Annotated in this window: 15 protein-coding genes; 9 read left to right on the top strand and 6 right to left on the bottom strand. The window is 72.5% G+C overall.

Going from position 1 to position 17189, the window contains the following annotated elements; translation table 11 throughout:
* Window positions 1-114: 114 nt before the first annotated feature.
* Together pip and OVA02_RS03210 are read left to right on the top strand one after the other, a co-directional pair.
* The gene (gene pip / locus OVA02_RS03215) at window positions 115-1110 is read left to right on the top strand and encodes a prolyl aminopeptidase (RefSeq protein WP_267659248.1); all 996 of its coding nucleotides are present in this window, start codon (window positions 115-117) and stop codon (window positions 1108-1110) included.
* A complete protein-coding gene (locus OVA02_RS03210; protein WP_267659247.1) occupies window positions 1107-1964 on the top strand; it encodes an NAD-dependent epimerase/dehydratase family protein in 858 nt (285 codons plus the stop codon). The genes pip and OVA02_RS03210 overlap by 4 nt, the downstream gene beginning before the upstream one ends.
* Before the next feature lie 244 nt (window positions 1965-2208).
* Here the strand turns inward: OVA02_RS03210 and OVA02_RS03205 are convergent, their stop codons facing one another.
* Entirely contained in the window at window positions 2209-3102 is an 894-nt protein-coding gene (locus OVA02_RS03205; RefSeq protein WP_123571344.1) for an SDR family oxidoreductase, read from the bottom strand.
* A gap of 134 nt (window positions 3103-3236) precedes the next feature.
* Here OVA02_RS03205 and OVA02_RS03200 point away from each other — a divergent pair, with 134 nt between their 5' ends.
* Window positions 3237-3809 (top strand): phosphatase PAP2 family protein, encoded by a 573-nt coding sequence (locus OVA02_RS03200; RefSeq protein WP_056043774.1) that lies wholly within the window; start codon window positions 3237-3239, stop codon window positions 3807-3809.
* Between the two features lie 27 nt (window positions 3810-3836).
* Here the strand turns inward: OVA02_RS03200 and OVA02_RS03195 are convergent, their stop codons facing one another.
* From OVA02_RS03195 to OVA02_RS03185, 3 genes are read right to left on the bottom strand one after another with little or no spacing between them, the layout of a single operon-like run.
* On the bottom strand, window positions 3837-4835 hold the full coding sequence (locus OVA02_RS03195; RefSeq protein WP_267659246.1) for an aldo/keto reductase: 999 nt from the start codon (window positions 4833-4835) through the stop codon (window positions 3837-3839).
* Window positions 4836-4885: 50 nt separating this feature from the next.
* The gene (locus tag OVA02_RS03190) at window positions 4886-5062 is read right to left on the bottom strand and encodes a hypothetical protein (RefSeq protein WP_157485182.1); all 177 of its coding nucleotides are present in this window, start codon (window positions 5060-5062) and stop codon (window positions 4886-4888) included.
* Between the two features lie 50 nt (window positions 5063-5112).
* Entirely contained in the window at window positions 5113-5757 is a 645-nt protein-coding gene (locus tag OVA02_RS03185; protein ID WP_267659245.1) for an FMN-dependent NADH-azoreductase, read from the bottom strand.
* A 141-nt stretch (window positions 5758-5898) separates the two neighbouring features.
* On the opposite strand from OVA02_RS03185, the gene OVA02_RS03180 reads away from it, so the two are divergent.
* The 5 genes from OVA02_RS03180 (at window position 5899) to OVA02_RS03160 (ending at window position 13872) form a co-directional block, all read left to right on the top strand.
* A complete protein-coding gene (locus tag OVA02_RS03180) occupies window positions 5899-7098 on the top strand; it encodes a Fic family protein (protein ID WP_267659244.1) in 1200 nt (399 codons plus the stop codon).
* A 43-nt stretch (window positions 7099-7141) separates the two neighbouring features.
* The gene (locus OVA02_RS03175; RefSeq protein WP_267659243.1) at window positions 7142-11881 is read left to right on the top strand and encodes a DEAD/DEAH box helicase; all 4740 of its coding nucleotides are present in this window, start codon (window positions 7142-7144) and stop codon (window positions 11879-11881) included.
* Window positions 11854-12072 carry a hypothetical protein gene (locus OVA02_RS03170; RefSeq protein ID WP_267659242.1) on the top strand — a complete coding sequence of 73 codons (219 nt, stop codon included), beginning with the start codon at window positions 11854-11856 and terminating at the stop codon, window positions 12070-12072. The genes OVA02_RS03175 and OVA02_RS03170 overlap by 28 nt, the downstream gene beginning before the upstream one ends.
* Before the next feature lie 3 nt (window positions 12073-12075).
* On the top strand, window positions 12076-12852 hold the full coding sequence (locus OVA02_RS03165; protein WP_267659241.1) for an Fpg/Nei family DNA glycosylase: 777 nt from the start codon (window positions 12076-12078) through the stop codon (window positions 12850-12852).
* Between the two features lie 309 nt (window positions 12853-13161).
* Window positions 13162-13872, top strand: a complete 711-nt coding sequence (locus tag OVA02_RS03160; RefSeq protein ID WP_056043787.1) for a peroxiredoxin-like family protein — start codon at window positions 13162-13164, stop codon at window positions 13870-13872.
* 89 nt (window positions 13873-13961) lie between these two features.
* On the opposite strand, the gene OVA02_RS03155 is transcribed toward OVA02_RS03160, so the two are convergent.
* Window positions 13962-14426 (bottom strand): MSMEG_6728 family protein, encoded by a 465-nt coding sequence (locus tag OVA02_RS03155; protein ID WP_056043790.1) that lies wholly within the window; start codon window positions 14424-14426, stop codon window positions 13962-13964.
* A 197-nt stretch (window positions 14427-14623) separates the two neighbouring features.
* Here OVA02_RS03155 and OVA02_RS03150 point away from each other — a divergent pair, with 197 nt between their 5' ends.
* The gene (locus tag OVA02_RS03150; protein WP_056043793.1) at window positions 14624-15316 is read left to right on the top strand and encodes a peroxiredoxin-like family protein; all 693 of its coding nucleotides are present in this window, start codon (window positions 14624-14626) and stop codon (window positions 15314-15316) included.
* A 228-nt stretch (window positions 15317-15544) separates the two neighbouring features.
* Here OVA02_RS03150 and OVA02_RS03145 read toward each other — a convergent pair whose 3' ends face one another.
* Window positions 15545-17092 carry an APC family permease gene (locus OVA02_RS03145; RefSeq protein WP_056043796.1) on the bottom strand — a complete coding sequence of 516 codons (1548 nt, stop codon included), beginning with the start codon at window positions 17090-17092 and terminating at the stop codon, window positions 15545-15547.
* Window positions 17093-17189: the final 97 nt, after the last annotated feature.

Raw genomic sequence — 17189 nt, 5'->3', positions numbered from 1 at the left:
TCCGCGACCGTCCGTCGGACGACGGCTCCTCCCCGGACGAGGAGGCGCGGGTCGTCGCCCCCAGGCGCCGCGCCTCCCCTGCCGGTGTCGGCTCCCCCGGCTACGCTCGTCCGCATGCGCCAGCTCTACCCCGAGATCGAACCCCACGACTCCGGCCTGCTCGACGTCGGCGACGGCCAGCAGGTCTGGTGGGAAGAATGCGGCGACCCCGACGGCAAGCCGGTGGTCTTCCTGCACGGCGGGCCCGGCAGCGGGTCGTCACCCGCGCACCGCCGCCTGTTCGACCCCGACCGGTACCGCATCGTGCTGCTCGACCAACGTGGGGCGGGTCGCAGCACACCCCACGCCGGCACGTTCGGCACCGACCTCTCGACGAACACGACCCGCCACCTCGTGGCCGACCTCGAGACCCTGCGCGAGCACCTGGGCATCGACCGCTGGCAGGTGTTCGGCGGCTCGTGGGGCTCGACCCTCGCGCTCGCCTACGCCGAGACCCACCCCGAACGCGTCACCGAGCTCGTGCTGCGCGGCATCTTCACCCTGCGACAGAGCGAGCTCGACTGGTTCTACGAGGGCCCGGCGTCGAACGTCCTGCCCGACCGGTGGCAGGGCTACCTCGCCCCGGTGCCCCCCGACGAGCGGCGCCGCGGCGGGCTGATCGAGGCCTATGCGCGACTCCTCGCCGATCCCGACCCCGCCGTCCACGGCCCCGCGGCCGTGGCCTGGTCGTCGTGGGAGGCCTCGGCGATCACCCTGCTGCCCCGCCCCGACCTGGTCGAGCGGTACTCCGACCCGGCGTTCGCACTGGCCTTCGCCCGCATCGAGAACCACTACTTCGTCCATCGTGGCTTCCTCGACGAGGGCCAGCTGATCCGCGACGCACACCTCGTCTCGCACATCCCGACGGTGATCGTGCAGGGCCGCTACGACCTGTGCACACCGGCGACGACGGCCTTCGACCTGCACGCCGCCCTGCCCGACGCCGAGTTCGTCCTGGTCGACGACGCCGGCCACTCGTTCGACGAGCCGGGCATCCTCGACGCGCTCATCGCGGCGACCGACCGGTTCGCGTCCGAGTCGACGCCCTCGCGTGACGAGGCGAGCCGGTGACCGTCGTCCTCGCCGGCTGCGGCGACCTCGGCACCGAGGCCGCCCTGCGGTTCGTCGCCCTCGGGCAGCGCGTCCTCGGCCTCCGTCGCTCGGCGGGCAAGCTGCCGACCTCGATCGAGGGAGTCTCGATCGACCTGAGCAACACCCGCCCCACGCTGCCCGCCGACACCGAGATCGTCGTCGTCGCCCTCTCGGCCGGGTCCCGCGACGTCGACACCTACCGGGCGTCCTACGTCGACGGCCTGCGGAACGTCCTCGACGCACTCGACGAGGCCGGGGCGGTCGACGCCCGGGTGCTGTTCGTCTCGTCGACCGCCGTGTACGACGTCGACGACGGCAGCGTCGTCGACGAGACCACGCCGGCGACCGGTGCCTCCCCCACGGCCGAGGTCATCCTCGAGGCCGAGGCCCTGCTGCACGCACGTCGTCCCGACGGCATCGTCCTGCGCCTCGGCGGCATCTACGGCCCGGGCCGGGAGCGACTGATCACCCAGGTGCGCGACGGTGACGCGCGGCTGGCCGAGCCGGCCGGCAGCTCTCCCCACACGAACCGCATCCACCGTGACGACGCGGCGGCCGCGATCGTGCACCTCACCACCACCTCGGAGCCGACCGACGTCCTGTACGTGGGGGTCGACGACGAGCCGTCGAGGCTCGACGACGTGCTGGCGTTCGTGGCCGACGAACTGGGGTCGCCCGTGCCGCCGAGCGCGCCTCCTCGGGGTCGTCAGGCGGGCGGCGACAAGCGGTTGTCGAACGCACGACTACGCGGCACGGGATTCACCTTCGAGTACCCGACCTTCCGCGAGGGGTACCGGGCCGTGATCGCGGGCGAGGGCGTGCGGCACCCCTGAGCCGGGCCCAGCCCGGCTCGGGCCAGGCGGTGCGGGCCTGTCGGACCTGCCCCGCAGGTGCGGGCCGTGTGGACCACGCCCGCCGGTGCGGGCCGGGTGGACCCACGCCCGCCGGTCCGAATTGGGGGGGTCACCTCGCCCACCTCGCCCGCCTCGCGCGCGAGGACGCCGCCCAGCGGACGGGGCACCGCGTGGTGTCGCGGGGCCCGGTCCACTGGACGGCGTCCTCGAGGGCGGAGGGTGATCAGTGGATCGGCGTGCCACCCGTCACGGCGATGGTCTCGCCGCTGATGTAGCTCGACTCCTGGCTCGCCAGGAAGACGAACGACGGGGCGAGCTCGACGGCCTGGCCCGGGCGGCCGTAGGCGGCCTCCGAGCCGAAGCTCTCGATCTTCTCGTTCGGCACGAAGGCGGGCTGCAGCGGCGTCCAGACGGGGCCGGGCGCGACGCCGTTGACGCGGATGCCGCGTTCGGCCAGCTGCTGGGCCATGGCCCGGGTCCAGTTCGCGATGCCGGCCTTCGACACGGCGTACTCGGCGAGGTCGGGCGAGGGCTGGAAGCCCTGGATCGACGAGGTCGTGATGATCGAGGCCCCTGGCTTCAGGTGCGTCGAGGCGGCCTTGGTCAACCAGAACAGCGGGTAGATGTTGGCCTTGAGGACGTGGTCGAGCGTCTCGGTCTCGAAGTCGTCGATGCTGCTGACGGTCGGCATGACGCCGGCGATGATCGCCAGGATGTCGAGGCCACCGAGCTCGGCGACCGTCTTCTCGACGACGTCGACGTTGGTCTGCTCGACCTGCAGGTCGCCGGGCAACAGCACGGCGGTACGACCTGCCTCGCGGACGAGTGCGGCGACCTCCTCGGCCTGGGACTGCTCCTCGGCGAGGTAGCTCAGCGCGACGTCGGCACCCTCGCGGGCGAAGGCGATGGCCGTCGCGCGGCCGATGCCGCTGTCGGCACCGGTGACGAGGGCCTTGCGGCCGGCGAGGCGACCGCTGCCGACGTAGCTGGTCTCGCCGTGGTCGGGCTCGGGCTTCATGGCGTGGACGTCGCCGGGAGCGCTCTGCTGCTGGTGCTCGAACGGAGGCTGGGGGTACTGGGTGACGGGGTTCTGCGGGGTGTACATGTTGTCTGCCATGCCCCCGGTGTACGCGGCGGAGTGGGCGCGCCGGCCCAGCTTGTACCCCGGTCGGGGGTGACGTCGACGGCGCGGAGCGACGACAGGAACCGAGGAGGCGCGGCACCACCCCCGGGGAAAGATACGGTGGTCGCGTGCCCCTGCTGCCACTGCCTTCCGAGACTCCCCGTCAGGTCCTGCCCGCCTGGGTGCTGCGCGCCGACCGACGGGCCGCGAAACGCATCAACTCGGTCCGAGGAGTGCCGGTCGTCGACCGCAACCTCAGCCGCCTCAGCCACTTCGCCGACCACGGACTCTTGTGGGCCGCGGTCGCCGCGGGACTCGCCCTCGTCGGCCAGCGTCGTGCCGCGGTGCGGGGCACCCTGTCGCTCGGTTTCGCCAGCGCCATGGCGAACATCGTCGGCAAGCGCATCTTCGGCGGCAACCGGCCCCTGATCGACGACGTCCCGATCGAGCGACGTCTGCGCAGCCAGCCGCTGTCCGCGTCGTTCCCGTCCGGCCACGCGGCCTGTGCCGCCGGCTTCGTGACGGGCGTCGCGATCGAGTCGCCGGGAGCCGCGGCAGCCTTGTTGCCGCTGGCCGGTGCGGTCTCGTGGTCGCGCCTCCACGTGGGGGCGCACTGGACGTCCGACGTCGTCGGCGGGCTGCTCATCGGGTCGGGCGTCGCACTGCTGGGCCGACTCGTGTCGGCACCGCGCGGGCGCTGACCCCGGGCCGGCCCGCCGGCACCCGGTCTACCAGCGGGGGTGGACGGCCTCGCGGAAGTACTGGTCGTAGATGCGGACGACCTCGCTGTCGAGCCCGTCGTCGAGCTCGCCGACGCTGCCGGCCGCGGCGTTCGCCGTGGCCTGCGCGACGTTGCGCGCTCCGGGGATGACCGTGCTGACGCCCGGCTGCTCGACGATCCACGCGAGGGCGGCCTGCGGCACGGTGACGCCGTCGGGCACGGCCGCGGCGAACTCCTGCGCGGCGGCGACGCCCTGCTCGAAGTCGACACCGCTGAAGGTCTCGCCCTGGTCGAAGGCCTCGCCGTGGCGGTTGTACGTGCGGTGGTCGTTCTCGGCGAACGTCGTCTCGGTCGTGTACGTGCCCGACAGCAGTCCGCTGGCGAGGGGGACGCGCGCGATGATGCCGACGCCGGCCCGTCGTGCGGTCGGCAGCACCTCGTCGAGGGGCTTGAGACGGAACGCGTTGAAGATGATCTGCACGGTCGCGAGGTTCGGTCGGGCGATGGCGGTGAGGGCCTGGGCGGTCTCCTCGACGCTGACGCCGTAGGCACGGATCGCACCGTTCTCGACCAGCTCGTCGAGGGCGTCGTAGACCGCATCGCTCTCGAAGACGGGGGTGGGCGGGCAGTGCAGCTGCACCAGGTCGAGCGTGTCGACGCCGAGGTTGCGACGCGAACGGTCGGTCCAGGCCACGAAGTTGTCGCGGACGTAGTTCGACGGCACCTGGTCGAGCCGACGGCCCATCTTCGTCGCGACAGTGAGGGGCACGTCGGGGTTCGACGCACGGAAGCGCCCGATGATCTGCTCGCTGCGCCCGTCGCCGTACACGTCGGCGGTGTCGAAGAAGGTCACCCCGGACTCGACGGAGGCGCCCAGCACGTCGAGCGCGTCGCTCTCGCTGACGTCGCCCCAGTCGGCACCGAGCTGCCAGGTGCCGAGACCGATGACCGAGACGGGACGGTCGGCGAGGAAGGGTGAACGGGTTCCGAGGGTGCGGCTCTGCATGCCGTCGAGCCTAGCCACGCCGCCCGCCGACCCGCCCAGACTGCAGGGGCTCAGCGGCGCGACGCGTTCACGCTGCGGACCAGCGCGTAGGCGACGACGACCGAGACGAACGCCGCGAAGAGGAACGCCGCCCCGAACCCGGCCTGCCCCTGCAGGAGCCGGACGAGTCCGACGATCGCGAGAGCCGCGGCCAGCATGCCGAACACGCGCGCGACGACCGACTTCACGCGGCGTGCGGCCCCGGCCCGACGGCCGCCTCGTCGACGCGACGACACGGTCACCCGAGGCGACGAGCCGAGGCGACCGCCGCCTCCTTCGCCTCTCGCAGTTCGCGCGTCGCTCGCTCGCGGGCGGCCTCGGGCATCGGCAGCCGGTCGCTGAGCGTGAGGTTCGTCGCGATCGTCTCGACGCGCATGCCGAGCGTCGCCCCCAGGACGATCTCGAGGACCGGGGTGGCGTGGTCCCAGCCGGCCGTGGGCGTGCCGTCGTCGTAGACGCCGCCGCGGCTGGTCACCACGACCGCGGGTCGTCCGAGCATCGGCTGCTGGTCGTCGCCGTCGAAGGGCGCGGTGACGCCGGGCAGGTGGACGTTGTCGACCCAGGCCTTGAGCGTCGAGGGCAGCGAGTAGTTGTAGAGCGGCGCACCGATCAGGACGACGTCGGCGGCGACGAGCTCGGCGATCAGGGCCTGCTGCAGGGCCTCGTGGGCGGGATCGGGGGCGTCGCCCGGCTGCCGGAGCCGCGGCGGCCAGTGCAACGAGCTGTCGCTCAGGTGAGGCAGCGGGTCGACGTGCAGGTCGCGCCGGGTGACCGCGTGGTCGGCGCCGAGGTCGCGCCAGGCGTCGGCGAACGCGGCGGTGATCGCACGGGAGCGGCTCGTCGTGAGGTCGGCGGACGAGTCGAGGTGGAGCAGGTTCGGCATGCGCCCACCGTAGCCGGGGCGACCGACACGGTCGGCGAGGTTGCACACCGGGTGGAGACACCATAATCTCGTGCCAGCGAATTATGACTTGAGGTGATAAGTCATAAAAGTACGCGCTCGGATTCTGACTTGTGAGGTGCCGTGACCGCCACCTGGCCGCCGCTCGACCACGAAGAGGTCGCATGGGTGCCGTCCGGTCGCCCGACGGCCGGATTCCGTGCCGAGCCGTTCGGGTCGACCGTGTTCCGCGCGGCGGTGCCGCCCCTCATCGGCGCACTCGACCCCGCTCCGTCGCCCGAGGTCCGCGCTCTGGCCGAGGACGCCTCTCTCGAACTGACTCGCTTCGATGCCACCCTCGGCGGCGAAGTGGCGGCCTTCGCCCCGCTGCTGCTCCGCAGCGAGGCCCTCGCCTCGTCGCGCATCGAGAACCTGACCGCCAACGCCCGATCCGTGTTCTCGGCCGAGCTCGGGGATGAACGCAAGCGCAACGCGACCCTGATCGCGGCGAACACACGCGCCATGTCGGCCGCGATCGACCTGGCGGACGAACTGACCAGGGCGTCCGTCCTCACGATGCACGCCACGCTGATGGCTGCGGACCCACGACACACTCCGGGCGCCCTCCGGAACGAGCAGGTCTGGATCGGTCGGAGCAGTACCAGCCCCCTCGGTGCCGAGTTCGTCGCCCCGGTCAGCGCGCGGGTCCCCGGACTCCTCGACGACTGCCTGGAATTCGCACGACGCGACGACCTGCCCGTCCTCGTCCAGGCGGCCGTGACGCACGCCCAGTTCGAGACGATCCATCCGTTCACCGACGGAAACGGTCGGACGGGGCGCTCCCTCACCCAGGCGATGCTGCGGTCCAAGGGGGTCACGCGGTCCGTGACGGTGCCGGTCTCGGCAGGCCTGCTGACCGACGTCGATGCCTACCACCGAGCCTTGACGGCGTACCGGGCAGGTGAACTCGACCCCATCGTGCGATTGACGGCCGAGGCGTCCCTCCGGGCAGTCGCGAACGCCCGGACGCTCGTCGACGAGCTCCACGACGTCCGGGCATCCTGGTCGACCCGCGTCACCGCGCGGAGCGACTCGTCGGTCTGGCGCCTGCTCGACCTGCTCGTCCACCAACCCGTCCTCGACGCCACGACGGCCGCTTCCCGGCTCTCGCTCGCCCCGAGCAACGTCTACCCCCTGCTCCGACGGCTGGTCGAATCGGGAGTGCTGAAGGAGAAGGCCGAGTACAAGATGGGCACCATCTGGCGCGCGGACGATGTCCTCGAGGCGTTGGACGCGTTCGCGGCACGCTCGGGACGCCGAGGCGAGGCCACCGTGCTGAGCTGAGCCCCTCGGCGGAATGTCGGTGGTGCAGAGCAGGATGGCAACGATGACCGACGTGCTCGACCGCTTCTCCCCCGCGACCCGTGAGTGGTTCCGGGGGGCGTTCGCCGCGCCGACCCGGGCTCAAGAAGGCGCCTGGACGGCCATCAGCCAGGGCGACCACGCCCTCGTCATCGCGCCGACCGGTTCGGGCAAGACGCTCGCGTCGTTCCTCTGGTCGATCGACTCGTTGGCCTCGTCACCCCCGCCCGACGAGAAGCTGCACCGCACCCGGGTCCTCTACATCTCGCCGCTCAAGGCGCTCGGCGTCGACGTCGAACGCAACCTCCGTTCACCGCTCGTGGGCATCACCCAGACCGCGAGACGCCTGGGCACCGAGGCTCCCGACATCACGGTGGGCGTGCGCTCCGGCGACACGAGCTCGAGCGACCGCGGCCGTCTCGCCCGCACGCCGACCGACATCCTCATCACGACGCCCGAGTCGCTCTACCTCATGCTCACGTCGCAGGCGCGCGAGACCCTCAAGGGCGTGCAGACGGTCATCATCGACGAGGTCCACGCCGTCGCCTCGACGAAGCGCGGTGCCCACCTGGCCCTCTCGCTCGAACGCCTCGACGCCATGCTCGAGAAACCCGCCCAGCGCATCGGGCTCAGCGCGACCGTCCGGCCGCCCGAAGAGGTCGCGCGGTTCCTCGCCGGCCCGGCACCGGTCACCATCGTCAACCCCCGCGCCGACAAGAAGTTCGACCTGCGGGTCGTCGTCCCGGTCGACGACATGACCGAGCTCGGCACCGCCGCCCCGCTCGAGGGCTCGGCCGCCGGCGCCGCGCCGCAGGGCTCCATCTGGCCCCACGTCGAAGAGGGCATCGTCGACCTGATCGCCGCGCACCGCTCGACCATCGTCTTCTCGAACTCACGCCGCCTGGCCGAACGCCTCACGGCCCGCCTCAACGACATCTGGATCGAACGCCAGGGCGGCGACCTCGAAGCCGCCGAGCGTGCCACCGAGGAGGCGCGGGGCCAGCTGGTCACCGCCGGCCCGGTCGGCGACGACGCGGCCGCCGACGCCGTCGACCCCTTCGCCCCGGCACCCGCCGCGCAGCGCAACCCGGCCGTCGGCGGCGGGGCGCCGGCCCAGCTCATGGGCGGTTCGGGGCAGACCGCCGGCAGCGATCCCTTGCTCGCCCGGGCCCACCACGGCTCGGTGTCGAAAGACCAACGCGCCCTCATCGAGGACGACCTCAAGAGCGGCCGACTGCGCTGCGTCGTCGCCACGAGCTCGCTCGAGCTCGGCATCGACATGGGTGCGGTCGACCTGGTCATCCAGGTCGAGTCGCCGCCGTCGGTCGCCAGCGGCTTGCAACGCGTCGGCCGCGCCGGGCACCAGGTCGGCGAGACCTCCCGCGGCGTCCTGTTCCCCAAGCACCGGGCCGACCTGATCCACTCCGCCGTCGCAGCCGAGCGCATGGTCGCCGGGCTCATCGAAGAGCTGCGCGTGCCGACCAACCCCCTCGACGTTCTGGCCCAGCAGACCGTCGCGGCCGTCGCCCTCGACGAACTCGACGCCGACGCCTGGTTCGACACCGTGCGTCGCAGCGCCCCGTTCGCCACCCTGCCGCGCTCCGCCTTCGACGCCACCCTCGACCTGCTCAGCGGCAAGTACCCCTCCGACGAGTTCGCCGAGCTGCGACCTCGCATCGTCTGGGACCGCGTGCACGGCACCCTGACCGGTCGCCCCGGGGCCCAACGCCTCGCGGTGACGAGCGGGGGCACCATCCCCGACCGGGGTCTGTTCGGCGTCTTCATGGTCGGCGAGAAGGCCGCCCGCGTCGGCGAACTCGACGAAGAGATGGTCTACGAGTCCCGGGTCGGCGACGTGTTCGCCCTCGGGGCCACGAGCTGGCGCATCGAGGACATCACGCACGACCGCGTGCTCGTCTCGCCCGCCTACGGCCAGCCCGGTCGCGTCCCCTTCTGGAAGGGCGACGGCATCGGCCGCCCGGCCGAGCTCGGCAAGGCCATCGGCGGCTACGTCCGCGAGCTGTCGAACTCGAGCGAGGCCGACGCCACCACGCGCGTCGCCGCCGGTGGGCTCGACGAGCGCGCGGCACGCAACCTCATCGCGTTCCTCGGCGAGCAGAAGGCCGCCACGTCGTACGTGCCGACCGACACCACCCTCGTGGTCGAGCGCTTCCGCGACGAGCTCGGCGACTGGCGCCTCATCCTGCACTCCCCCTACGGCATGCAGGTGCACGCGCCGTGGGCACTGGCGGTCTCGGCCCGCATCCGCGACCAGCTCGGGGTCGACGGCGGGGCCATGGCTGCCGACGACGGCATCGTCGTGCGCATCCCCGACACCGATGCCGAGCCTCCCGGGGCCGAGCTGTTCTCGTTCGAGCTCGACGACCTCGACGAGATCGTCACCGAAGAGGTCGGCGGCTCCGCCCTGTTCTCGTCACGCTTCCGCGAGTGCGCCGCCCGGGCCCTGCTGCTGCCCCGGTACAACCCCGGCAAGCGGTCGCCGCTCTGGCAGCAGCGTCAGCGCTCGTCGCAGCTGCTCGACGTCGCCCGCAAGTACCCGCAGTTCCCGATCGTGCTCGAGGCCGTGCGCGAGGTGCTGCAGGACGTGTACGACCTGCCGGCCCTGATGAGCCTCACCCGCGACCTCGCCAGCCGCACCGTGCGCATCGTCGAGACCGAGACCGAGGTGCCCTCGCCCTTCGCCCGGTCGCTGCTCTTCGGCTACGTCGCGGCCTTCATGTACGAGGGCGACTCGCCGCTCGCCGAGCGTCGTGCGGCCGCCCTGTCGCTCGACTCGAGCCTGTTGCAAGAGCTGCTCGGCCGGGCCGAGCTGCGCGAGCTGCTCGACGCCGACGTCATCGACCAGCACGAGCTCGAACTGCAGCGCCTCGCCCCCGACCGCCGGGCCCGCGACATCGAGGGCGTCGTCGACCTGTTGCGTCTGCTCGGCCCGCTGACCACCGACGAGATCATCGACCGCAGCTGGCTCGCGGCGACTCTCGTCGCCGGTGACGTGGCCGCCCGCGACGACGCCCACCGCGCGCTCGAGACCGCCCTGACCGACCTCGCCTGGTCGAACCGCGTCCTGCGCTTCACCCACGCCGGCACGGTGCGCTGGGCCGGCATCGAGGACGCCTCGCGCCTCCGCGACGCCCTCGGCGTCGCCCTGCCGATCGGCGTGCCGACCGCCTTCGTCGAACCGGTCGACGACCCGCTGGGCGACCTCATCGGCCGGTTCGCCCGCACCCACGGCCCCTTCACTCCCGCCATGGTGGCCGACCGTCTCGGCCTCGGCACCGCCGTCGTGATGGACACCCTGCGGAAGCTCGCCACCCAGCGTCGCGTCGTCGAGGGCGAGTTCCGCCCCCGACAGCAGGGCAGCGAGTGGTGCGACTCCGAGGTGCTGCGCCGACTGCGCGGCAAGTCGCTGGCCGCGCTCCGGCACGAGGTCGAGCCGGTCGCCCCCGAGACGCTCGGGCGTTTCCTGCCCGCCTGGCAGCACGTCGCCACCGGGCTCAAGGGGTCGGGCCTGCGCGGCCTCGACGGCGTCGTGCAGGTCGTCGACCAGCTCAGCGGGGTCTCGCTGCCTGCCTCGGCCTGGGAGTCCCTGATCCTGCCGGCCCGCGTGACCGACTACAACCCGTCGATGCTCGACGAGCTCACGGCCACCGGCGACGTCATCTGGTCCGGCACCGGCACCCTGCCCGGCAACGACGGCTGGGTCAGCCTGCACCTCGCCGACGGAGCCCAGGTCACCCTGCCCGAGCCGTCCGGAGCCGAGACCGACGACCTGCAGCGCGAGGTGCTGGCGGCCCTGGCCGGTGGCGGGGCGTACTTCTTCCGCCAGTTGTCGGACGCCGTGGGCAGCACCGACGACGACGCCCTGGTCACCGCGATCTGGCAGCTCGTCTGGGCCGGGCAGATCACCAACGACACGTTCGCGCCCCTGCGCACCCAGGTGGGCGGCGGACGCACGCCGAGGCCGCGCACCCCGACGCGGTCGCGCTCGTCGTACCGCAGCCGCGGCCGGGTCGCCATGCCTCGACAGGCGGGCCCGCCCACCGTCGGCGGCCGCTGGTCGCTGTTGCCGCTGGCCGAACCCGACGGCACCGTGCGCGCCGCCGCGACGGCCGAGATCCTCCTCGAACGTCACGGCGTCGTCACCCGCGGCGCCGTCGTCAACGAGGGCGTCCGTGGCGGCTTCTCGACGGCCTACAAGGTGCTCAGCGGCTTCGAAGAGACGGGGCGGGCCCGACGGGGCTACTTCGTCGAGGGCCTCGGGGCGGCCCAGTTCGCGACCGGGCCCACGGTCGACCGCCTGCGGTCGTTCGTGCGCGACGAGGGCGACCGCCGCGACGACGACACCCTCGTCGCCGCGGGTCGTCAGCGCGACGTGCCCGTGGTGACCCTGGCCGCCACCGACCCGGCGAACCCCTACGGGGCGGCCCTGCCCTGGCCCGGGCAGACGCTCGACGGCGCCTCCGCCGACGAGGCCGCGGCCGTGGCGAGCGCGGCGGCACGAGCCGCCACCGCGGCGGCGGCGACCACGGCGACCGGAGCCGGGGAGCGCGCCGAGGCGGGCTCCGCCGCCGGCTCGACCCGCGCCTCCTCGGGGGCGACGACCGTGCGACGAGCGACACCCCAGGAGGCGCGGGCGGCAAGAAGAAGTCCGGTCACCGCCCGGGGCGCAAGGCCGGTTCGCTCGTGGTGCTCGTCGACGGGCGGCTCGTCGTCTAAGTGGAGCGCGGCGGCAAGACGGTGCTGACCTTCGGTGAGCCGGACGAGCGCGAGCTCGCCCTGGCCGCGGGTTCGCTGGCCGCCACCGTGCGCAACCGCATCGGCAAGCTCGCGGTCGAACGGGTCGACGGCGAGTTCGTTCTGGGCACCGCCCTCGGCGACGCCCTGCGCGACGCGGGGTTCGCACCGACGCCGAGCGGCATTCGGCTGAGGGCCTGACCGATGCCCGAAGGAGACACCGTCTACCGCGCCGCCAAGAACCTCGACGCGGTCCTGCACGGCCAGACGCTCACCGCCAGCGACTTCCGGGTGCCGGCGTTCGCGACCGTCGACCTCAGCGGTGAGGTGATCGACGACGTGATCGCCCGCGGCAAGCACCTGCTGCACCACATCGGCGACCTGACGCTGCACACGCACCTCAAGATGGAGGGCTCGTGGCACGTCTACCGGCACGGCACGAAGTGGAGACGTCCGGCCTACCAGGCGCGCGTCGTGCTCGAGACCGCCGACTGGGTCGCCGTCGGGTTCGACCTCGGCATCGTCGAGCTCGTGGCCCGCGACGACGACGACAGCGTGGTCTCGCACCTCGGCCCCGACCTCCTCGGCCCCGACTGGGACGCCGCGCGCGCCCTCGCCAACCTCGAGGCCGACCCGTCCCGCGAGGTGGGGCTCGCGCTGCTCGACCAACGGGTGCTGGCGGGTGTCGGCAACGTGTACCGCAACGAACTCTGCTTCCTGAGAGGCGTGCTCCCGACCCGTCCCGTCGGCGAGGTCGAGAACCGGCCCAAGATGATCGACCTCGCGCACCGGCTGATCCAGGCCAACAAAGACCGCGTCGACCGCACGACGACCGGCAACCTCCGCGGCACGACCGACTGGGTCTACGGCCGGGCGGGCAAACCGTGCCTGCGCTGCGGCACCAAGATCATGAGGGGCGAGCTCGGCGAGAGCGAACTCGAACTGCGCGACACGTACTGGTGCCCTCACTGCCAGAGCTGACGGTCGCCTGCCCGACCGCCACGCCACCACGCCACCACGCCACCACGCCACCACGATGTAAACATCCCGCCACGCAATCGTGTGGCGGGATGTTTACATCGTGGCGGCATGGGTCGGCGACCGAGCAGCGCCGGGATGCAGGGGCGATCGGCAGGGCAGGGTCCGAGCGCCTGAGAGCCCGAGCGCCCGGCCGTCCGGCCGCGTGTGACGCCCCGTGACGCGGATCGGCGTCGGTCCGAGGTGACGTGCCTACGATCAGCGACACCCGACGGCCGTACCCGGCGAGCCCGTCAGCGCGAGAGGACGACCATGTCGAACAGCAACCCCACCGACACCCGCAGCACCGCCAGCACCCCCACCACCATCGCCGAGCAGGTGACCGAGTTCAACGAGGGCTTCACCGCGCAGATCGGCCCCGACTTCTCGAAGGTCTTCGACGACGAGCGGAGCACCCTGCGCGAGGCCGGCGTGCCCGACGACGCCGTGCGACCCGGCGACACCGTCGTCGAGGCGACGCTGTTGACGCCCCAGGGCACCGAGGTCTCGCTCGCCGAGACCGTCGGCGAGGGGCCCGCCGTGCTCGTCTTCTACCGCGGTGCCTGGTGCCCCTACTGCAACCTGACGCTGAAGACCTACCAGGCCGAGCTGCTGCCGCGCCTGCGGGAGCGCGGCGTCGCGCTCGTCGCGATCAGCCCGCAGACCCCCGAGGGCTCCGAGGCGTCGGTGACGAACGGCAGCCTGGAGTTCCCCGTGCTGTCCGACCCGGGCAACGTGCTGAGCGGCGCGCTCGGCATCCGCACCGAACCGAGCGCCGACGCCCGCACCGTCCACACCCAGCTCGGGTTCGACGTCGCCGACAGCAACGCCGACGCGACGGGCGACATCCCCTTCCCCACCGTGCTCGTCATCGACCACGACGGGGTCGTCGTCTTCGCCGACGTCCACACCGACTACACGACGCGGACCGAGGTCGACGAGATCGTCGCCGCCCTCGACCTGCTGGAGGCGCGCGCGGCCTGACCCCGCCCGGTCACCCCGTCCGGTCACCGCGCACGGCCTGACCCCGCCGGTCACCCCGCCCGGTCACCCCGCCCGGTCACCCCGCGCGGTCACCGCGACGCGTCGCCCGAGGTCGGCACGGGCCAGACGTAGTCCAGGTCGGCGGGTTCGTCGCCGAACGCCGCGGCGTAGGCCTCGGGTGCCTTCGCCAGCAGCTTCGACCGGTGCGAGCGGTGGACGTCCTCCCGACCGAACCACGGAGGCAGCTCGAACTCGTCCGCGCGGAACGCCGCCGCGTCGGCGGGGACCTCGTCGAGGGTGGCCAGCGTCTTGTCCAGGCAGGTGTCGGCGAAGCCCCGAGCGACCCACGCCGCGCAGGTCTCGACCTGGTAGGCCATCAGCGCCGGCCGGTGCCCCCGCCACATCGCGGTGACCGGATGGCTCTGCCAGCCGTAGCCGGGCACGACGAGCGCCCGCATGACCTGGAGCGTCTCGACCCGCTGCTTGCCGAGACGCTTGTCGTCGAGCACCTCGGCGCTGGCACGGAAGTCGGCGTAGGGAAGGAACGTCTGCACCGCACCAGCCAACACGCCCGTGCGGGGCGCCGTGCGGCCGCCGAGGACGGGCGCGCGGCCGGTCCCGAGCCGGGCCGCGGCCGGACGATTGCGAACACCACCCCGCCCCGTGCGGTCCCCCGGGCGCGCATCCGCCTACCCTCGACCGAGGTGACCGGCCCGAACCCGGTGCACCCCGTCACGGTCGAGAGGACCCCATGTCGAACGCCGACTCCCCCATCCCCACCCGCATCGCCGACAAGGTGACCGAGTTCAACGAGGGGTTCACCGCCGAGATCGGCACGGAGGCCACGAAGGTCCTCGACGACGAGCAGTCGGCCCTCCGCGACACGGGCGTCCCCGCGGCCGCCGTCCGGGTGGGCGACACGATCGTGGACGCGACGCTCGTGACGACCGCCGGCGACGAGGTCTCGCTGTCGGAGACCGTCGGTGAGGGCCCGGCCGTCCTGGTCTTCTACCGCGGCGCCTGGTGCCCGTACTGCAACCTGACGCTCAAGACCTACCAGGCCGACCTGCTGCCCGAACTGCGGGAGCGCGGCGTCGCCCTGGTCGCGATCAGCCCCCAGACGCCCGAGGGCAGCGAACGGTCCGTCGCGAACGGCGGCCTCGAGTTCCCGGTGCTGTCCGACCCGGGCAACGTGTTCGTCCGGGCCCTGGGCATCCAGACCGAGCCGGTCGCGGCCGCCCGTGCGGTGCACTCCGACCTCGGATTCGACGTCGCCGACAGCAACGCCGACGCGACCGCCGACGTTCCGTTCCCGACCGTCCTCGTCGTCGACCGCGACGGCAAGGTCGTCTTTGCCGACGTCCACGTCGACTACACGACCCGCACCGAGGTCGACGAGGTCGTCGCCGCCGTCGACGCGCTCGACACGCCCCCGGCCTCCTGACCGGCACCGCGCCTCCTGCGCCGCACCGCGCCTCCTGACCGGCGCCGCGCCTCCTGCGCCGCACCGCGCCTCCTGAGGCCGAGGAGGCGCGCCCGGCCCGGCCCCGCCGGTCACACCCCGCCGGCCACTCCCCAAGGCACAGCGCAAGGACCCCGTCCCCGACGACGGCCCCCGAAGGATCGGGATGCATCGTCCGGGACGGGGTCCTCCGTCGGTCGGCGGTGCCGCTCAGTTCGGACGGCCACCGGCGTCGACGGCGGGTGCCGGGGCGGCGGCGTCCTCCCCGAGACCCACCCGCGAGTGCCGACGCCCGTAGGCGAAGTACACGACGACGCCGATCACGAGCCAGACGGCGAACCGTGCCCAGGTGAGCGTGGTCAGGTTGAACATCAGCCAGACGCAGAGCACCGCCGACAGGATCGGCAGCACGGGCGACAGCGGCACCCGGAACGCGCGCGGCAGGTCGGGCCGCGTGCGCCGCAGCACGATGACGCCGATGCTGACCAGCACGAAGGCCGACAGCGTGCCGATGTTGATCATCTCCTCCAGGACGCCGACGTCGGTGAACCCGGCGATCAGGGCGACGAGCACACCGGCGATGACCTGGACGCGCACGGGCGTCTTGCGGACGGCCGAGGTCTTCGCGAGCCAGCGGGGCAGCAGGCCGTCGCGTGCCATCGAGAAGACGATGCGGGCGAGGCCGAGCAGCAGCACCATGATGACCGTCGTCAGGCCGATGAGGGCTCCGATGGCGATGACCTGGGCGGCCCAGCCGACGCCGACCAGGTCGAAGGCCGTGGCCAGGGTCGGGGCCTCGACGGCGGCGAGGTCGCGGTACGACACCATGCCGGTGAGCACGATCGACACCATGACGTAGAGCACGGTGACGATGGCCAGGCCCAGGAAGATGCCGCGGGGCATCGTCTTCTGCGGGTTCTTGACCTCTTCGGCGCTGGTCGCGACGACGTCGAACCCGATGAAGGCGAAGAAGACGAGCGAGGCGCCGGCGAGCAGGCCGAAGACGCCGTACTGCGCGGGCTCGGCACCCGAGACGAACGAGAAGAGGGACTGCGTCCAGACGTCTCCCTCGCCGGCCGGGCGGGGCTGCGACGCCGGGACGAAGGGCGTGTAGTTCGACGACTTGACGAAGAAGAAGCCGACGACGATGACGAACAGCACGATCGCGACCTTGATCACGGTGAAGACGCTGCCGACGCGCGAGCTGAGCTGCGTGCCCAGGACGAGCAGCACGGTGAAGAACGCGACGATGACGAACGGCGCCCAGCTCAGCTCGAGCGGCCCGATCGACAGGGTGTCGGGCACGTCGAGACCGAAGCCGGAGAACACGGTGCTGAGGTAGATGCCCCAGTACTTGGCCAGCACGGCCGCGCCGGTGAGGGTCTCGAGGATGAGGTCCCACCCGATGATCCAGGCCAGGAACTCGCCGAGGGTGGCGTAGGTGAAGGTGTACGCGCTGCCCGCGACGGGGATGGTCGAGGCGAACTCGGCGTAACACATGATCGCCAGGCCGCAGGTGACGGCCGCGAGGATGAACGACAGCGTCACGCCCGGGCCCGCGAAGTTCGCGGCGGCGTTGGCGCCCACCGAGAAGATGCCGGCCCCGACGGCGACGGCGATGCCCATGAGGGTCAGGTCGGTGACGCCGAGCGAGCGCTTCAGCCCGTTCTCGGGCCCCGTCGAGTCGGCGAGCGACGACTCGACCGACTTCGTGCGCCACAGGGTGCTGAGACCCCGGGCCTTGGGGACGGTGCTCATGCTGCCTCCTGGGTGGTGCGGGCGATGGGGTCGCCCCGTCTCGGGGGACGACGCGCCAGCATACCGGCGGACCGGCCGCGTCTCGTAGCATGGCGGG

This window comes from Frigoribacterium sp. SL97 (genome assembly GCF_026625765.1).
Taxonomy (GTDB): Bacteria; Actinomycetota; Actinomycetes; order Actinomycetales; family Microbacteriaceae; genus Frigoribacterium.
The sequence above is the reverse complement of the archived record's forward strand: the minus strand, read 5'-3'. Positions and strand labels throughout refer to the sequence as shown.

Excerpts from the sequence above, each read along its gene's own strand:
- pip (WP_267659248.1), top strand. The coding sequence starts at position 115 with ATGCGCCAGCTCTACCCCGAGATCGAACCCCACGACTCCGGCCTGCTC.
- OVA02_RS03205 (WP_123571344.1), bottom strand. The coding sequence starts at position 3,102 with ATGGCAGACAACATGTACACCCCGCAGAACCCCGTCACCCAGTACCCC.
- OVA02_RS03195 (WP_267659246.1), bottom strand. The coding sequence starts at position 4,835 with ATGCAGAGCCGCACCCTCGGAACCCGTTCACCCTTCCTCGCCGACCGT.
- OVA02_RS03185 (WP_267659245.1), bottom strand. The coding sequence starts at position 5,757 with ATGCCGAACCTGCTCCACCTCGACTCGTCCGCCGACCTCACGACGAGC.
- OVA02_RS03175 (WP_267659243.1), top strand. The coding sequence starts at position 7,142 with ATGACCGACGTGCTCGACCGCTTCTCCCCCGCGACCCGTGAGTGGTTC.
- OVA02_RS03165 (WP_267659241.1), top strand. The coding sequence starts at position 12,076 with ATGCCCGAAGGAGACACCGTCTACCGCGCCGCCAAGAACCTCGACGCG.
- OVA02_RS03160 (WP_056043787.1), top strand. The coding sequence starts at position 13,162 with ATGTCGAACAGCAACCCCACCGACACCCGCAGCACCGCCAGCACCCCC.
- OVA02_RS03150 (WP_056043793.1), top strand. The coding sequence starts at position 14,624 with ATGTCGAACGCCGACTCCCCCATCCCCACCCGCATCGCCGACAAGGTG.
- OVA02_RS03145 (WP_056043796.1), bottom strand. The coding sequence starts at position 17,092 with ATGAGCACCGTCCCCAAGGCCCGGGGTCTCAGCACCCTGTGGCGCACG.